The organism is Burkholderia sp., from assembly GCF_018375725.1.
Classification (GTDB): domain Bacteria; phylum Pseudomonadota; class Gammaproteobacteria; order Burkholderiales; family Burkholderiaceae; genus Burkholderia.
Map to the genome: position 1 here is coordinate 1 of NZ_JAHACR010000324.1, position 4,454 is coordinate 4,454.

A 4,454-nucleotide genomic window follows, 5' to 3' on the forward strand; every position below is an offset into this window, starting at 1 on the left:
TGGCGCAGGACGCAGCCGCGTGCCCGGGCATGACTCGGCAGCCCGCGCACATGCCCGACAGACGGCAGCGGTTACAAATGGATACCGCTCGCACGGCGCGAACGGGGCAGACTACGCGGCGTAAAGCACCCGGTCGCACTCGGTCGGCGCGTGCGATCGCGATGCCGGATGCATAACGGACCACGGATATTCATGAAGCTTCAAACGCTGCTCACGCTGGGCGTCTCGTCGGCGCTGCTCGCCGCCTGCAACCTGTTTCATGCCGGCCCCGGCACGCGCGACATCGACTCGGCTGTCCGCCGCGCGCTCGAAGCCGAGAATCACGGGCCGCTCAACATGCTGCTCGGGCAACCGTTGCCCGTCTCGGCAGACGTCGTCTCGGCCAAGCCGGACGGCGATTGCCAGAAGGCCGGAGAGCGCACCTACACATGCAACGTGGTGATTGTCTGGCGCAATGCCGACCACGAGCCGTCGCACGCGATGCTGACGTTCGTTCAGGATGCGGACGGCGCATGGCAGACATCCGGCGTCGACGCGGCGCTCGCGACCGGCGCGGCGAAATCGCTGATCGACCGGATCGGCAAGGCGCTGCCGGGCAGCAGCGCCCCGGCGTCGGCGCCGCAGTAACGCACGGACGGCGGAAAATCCGATTCAGGCGCGGTGCGCCGCGCCCGGCGCTGCCAATATAAGGGAAAACCCTGATTGCGAGCTATAATGTCGGCCTTGAAGGAAATCCGACATATGCCGCACCGTTTTCTGCTCCTTGAGAAAATCGCTTTCTCGCTGGTCGTCACGTCAGCGGTCGCCTGTTCCGCGTTCATTGCTTACGAGCAAGATCCCGATGTCAAAGTCGCGCTTCACGAGGGCGAGGCGTTGATACGCGCAAGCGCGAAGTATTCGGTGGTCTGCGAGCCGACGAAGCTCGACCCGTGCGTCGAGATGTACGGCTACTAAGAAAGAAGCGGCCGGGGGGCTCGCCGCGAGCATTGCATTGCCGCGGCGGGCCGCATCCGCTTGCGGTTCCGGCGCGGACGCCGCGCCGTCATCGCGCCTGTCGCGACAGCCGCCATTTCCGCATTACGTGTCGCGGTGCCGCAACGCGCGGCGCAGAATCTTGCCCACGGTCGACTTCGGCAGTTCGTCGACGAACACGACTTCCCTCGGCACCTTGTATGCCGCCAGCGCCTGCCGGCAATGCGCGATCACGTCGTCTCCCGTGACGGCCGCGTCACGGCGCTTCACGACGAACAATTTCACCGCTTCCCCGGTTTTCTCGCTCGGAACGCCGACGCATGCGCATTCGGCGATGTCCGCATACGCCGAGGCCGCCGCTTCGACTTCGTTCGGATACACATTGAAGCCGGACACGATGATCATGTCCTTCAGACGGTCGACGATCCGGAGCAAACCGCGTTCGTCGAACACGCCGATGTCGCCGGTCCGGAAATAGCCGTCATCGGTAAACGACGCACGCGTCGCGTCGGGCTGGTTCCAGTAGCCGCGGCACACCTGCGGGCCTTTCACGCAGATCTCGCCCGACTCGCCGATGCCGGCATCGCGGCCATCGTCGGTCAGCAGACGGACGTCGGTCGATGGGACCGGCAGCCCGACGCTGCCGTTGAATTCGTTCGTGAAATACGGATTGAACGATACGACCGGGCTGGTTTCCGACAGTCCGTAGCCTTCGCGGATAAACGTGCCGGTGATGGCCTTCCAGCGCGCCGACGTCGACGGCAGGATCGCGGACCCGCCGCCGGCCGCGATGCGCAGATTCGAGAAATCAACGTTCTCGAGCGCCGGATGGGCGACCAGCGCGGCGTAAAGCGTGTTCACGCCGGTGAAGCAGGTCATCCGCGACTGGGCGATCACATCGATCAGCCCGGCCGTATCGCGGGGATTGGCGACGAGCCAGTTTTCCGCGCCGAGCGAGAAGTACGTGATCAGGTTCACCATCAACGCGAATACGTGATAAAGCGGCAGCGCCGTGACGACGGTTTCCTGTCCCGGGCGCAGCAACGGCGCCATCATCGCCTTGAACTGCTCGGTGTTGGCGACGAGGTTGCGATGCGTGAGCGCGGCGCCTTTCGATACGCCGGTCGTGCCGCCCGTGTATTGAAGGAACAGCAGATCGTCGCGGCTCGATTCGACGGGCTCGAACGGCAGCGTTGCGCCTGCCTCGAGCGCGGCCGCAAACCCGACGGCCGACGACAGCCGCGGATCCACCGGCGGCGACGGCAGGGCGGCGCCGAGGCCGTCGCCGGGATCGACCGTGACGACGTGCCTAAGCGGCACGTCGTCCAGCACGTCCGCGACGACGCCCGTGCTGCCGCTGTAGACGACGATCGTGTCGACGCCGGCGTCGTTCAGCTGGTGCGCCAGTTCGTGCGCGGTATAGAGCGGGTTGACGTTCACCTGGATGGCGCCCGCCCGAATGATGCCGAGGAACGCGATCGGGAAAGCCGCCAGGTTGGGCACCATCACCGCGACGCGGTCGCCCTTGCGCACACCGATCCGCTGCTGGAGGTACGCCGCGAAATTCCGGGACAGACGGTCGATATCCGCATAGGTCAGTGTCTGGCCGAACGCCCGGATCGCGGGTTGCGCCGCATATGTTCGCATTGCCGTTTCCATCAGATGCGTGACCGACGGACAGGCATCCGCGTCGATCGTGGCCGGAATGTCGCCGTAGGCGGCGAGCCAGGGTTTCGTCCTCAACTTGCTTCTCCTCACTGCGGATCGATATTCGGATATCGGGAAGACGCCTTGAACGCCGGCAGGATGCGCGTGAATGCAAGCGGCCGCACATCGGGCGAGGGCGGAGCCGCAAAGGGCGCGCGCGGGCGAGCATCGCGGCCCTGGCGCGCATCGGTCGTCTCCGGATTCGTTCTCGTTGTCGTGCCGGACGCTGGGACGTCCGGTCAGGCGCTCATCGTATGGGCAGCGGCGGCGCGTCGCCATGTCGTTCTGTGCCATTTAATTGACAAAACCTGCCAAGACGGCGGGGCGTACGGGGCATAACGACCACGTCCCGCATAGGGCCGGGCGCGTATCGCGCTCGCCACGGCGCGGCCGCCCGAACGCGCGATCGGCACGATCCGGTCGCCGCCCGCGTGTAGAATCTGCGTCTGTACGTGAATATCCGGCGAGCGCGTCAGCGCATCCCGGCAAGCGTCTTTGCGCAGACGGCGATCCGCGGCGCGCCGTCAGGAAAGTCCATGCCCGGTTCTGGACGCATGCGCCAGGGTCGGCGTACCTGTAGAAGCGGTCTCGGCCTGAACATGGCCCGCGCGCCGAGCGCGAACGTCTGCGCCCATTTGGCAATCAATCAACAATCGACAAGGAGAAGCAACCATGATCAAGCGTCATGCGCGCATGGTAGCGGTAGCAATCGCAGCAACGATCGGGTTCGCGCTGGTGGATGCACCGGCCGCGATGGCCCAGGCTTCGGCAGCCGTTCCGGCCAACCCGCCGGCAGCCAAGCCGTTGAGCAAGGCGCAACGCAAGGCGGCGCGCAAGGCCGCACGGGAAAAACGTGATGCAGATCTGCGCGCGGTCGAGAAAGACGGCTATCGGCTGACGGCCGACCAGAATACGTCCACGCCGGTTCGCCAGAAGGCGGCAGGCAAGGCCGCCGCGGACAAGGCCGCTGTCGGCGCGTCGACGCCCGCACAGTAACGCCGGACGCCCTCGATCGCCCGGGCAACCATGACGGCGATCGAGGCACGCCCCGGCGCGCCAGTGTCGTCCGGGGCACACGAAGCCACCATCGCCTAGATGCGCGCCAGCGTTTGATGATCGGCTTCGCCGCCGAAATATTTTTCGAGCGCTTCCACAAATTCCCCGTTGTCCGGGGTCGCATGCGCGAACAGCGTGACCGACGAGCGGAATTTCAGGTAATCCGGATAGCCGAAAATCGTCTGGATCGAGCGGCCGTCGACGTGATTGACCAGCCGTGTGCACTCGCGCAGCCGTTCGCCGAGCAGCGGATGCTGAAGATACGCTTCGGCCTCGGCCAGGCTCGCCATGGCGTACCGTTGCGCCATGGCGCTGTCGCCCAGCCCCTCGATCTGCGGAAACACGAACCACATCCAGTGGCTTTGCTTGTGCCCGCTTCTCAATTCGTCACATACCCGCTCATATACCGGATCCTGTGCGTCGACGAAGCGCTGCAGGTCATAGGGATCGTCCATATCGCCCTCCGTCAGTCCGCTCACTCGGCGTTGCCGCCCCGGCTCTTGTGCTGCGCCGCCAGCTTCGCCTGCTGGGCCGGAGGCACCGGATCGTAGTGGCTCAACTGGATGCTGTAGTTGCCGTGTCCGCCGGCAATCGCGTTCAGACGAGACTGATAGTCGTTGAGTTCGGCAAGCGGGACCTTGCCCGTCACCACCATGGCGCTGCCGCCCATCGTGCGCGTGCCGTGCACTTGCCCGCGACGCGCGGACAGGTCGCCGATG

General features: G+C 65.6%; 5 protein-coding genes and 1 pseudogene. 3 read left to right on the forward strand and 3 right to left on the reverse strand.

What is annotated here, in order from left to right; all coding sequences use genetic code 11:
- The first annotated feature begins 192 nt into the window (after nucleotides 1–192).
- Both KH616_RS21850 and KH616_RS21855 read left to right on the forward strand, forming a co-directional pair.
- Nucleotides 193–627, forward strand: a complete 435-nt coding sequence (locus KH616_RS21850) for a hypothetical protein (RefSeq protein WP_292250727.1) — start codon at nucleotides 193–195, stop codon at nucleotides 625–627.
- Between the two features lie 114 nt (nucleotides 628–741).
- A complete protein-coding gene (locus tag KH616_RS21855; protein WP_292250729.1) occupies nucleotides 742–954 on the forward strand; it encodes a hypothetical protein in 213 nt (70 codons plus the stop codon).
- Between the two features lie 123 nt (nucleotides 955–1,077).
- Here the strand turns inward: KH616_RS21855 and KH616_RS21860 are convergent, their stop codons facing one another.
- The gene (locus tag KH616_RS21860) at nucleotides 1,078–2,715 is read right to left on the reverse strand and encodes an AMP-binding protein (protein ID WP_292250731.1); all 1,638 of its coding nucleotides are present in this window, start codon (nucleotides 2,713–2,715) and stop codon (nucleotides 1,078–1,080) included.
- Nucleotides 2,716–3,351: 636 nt separating this feature from the next.
- On the opposite strand from KH616_RS21860, the gene KH616_RS21865 reads away from it, so the two are divergent.
- Entirely contained in the window at nucleotides 3,352–3,675 is a 324-nt protein-coding gene (locus KH616_RS21865) for a hypothetical protein (RefSeq protein WP_292250732.1), read from the forward strand.
- Nucleotides 3,676–3,770: 95 nt separating this feature from the next.
- Here the strand turns inward: KH616_RS21865 and KH616_RS21870 are convergent, their stop codons facing one another.
- Both KH616_RS21870 and fusA read right to left on the reverse strand, forming a co-directional pair.
- The gene (locus KH616_RS21870; protein WP_292250733.1) at nucleotides 3,771–4,190 is read right to left on the reverse strand and encodes a DUF1810 domain-containing protein; all 420 of its coding nucleotides are present in this window, start codon (nucleotides 4,188–4,190) and stop codon (nucleotides 3,771–3,773) included.
- A 20-nt stretch (nucleotides 4,191–4,210) separates the two neighbouring features.
- Nucleotides 4,211–4,454 (reverse strand): annotated as a pseudogene (gene fusA, locus KH616_RS21875) (elongation factor G); the annotation flags it as partial.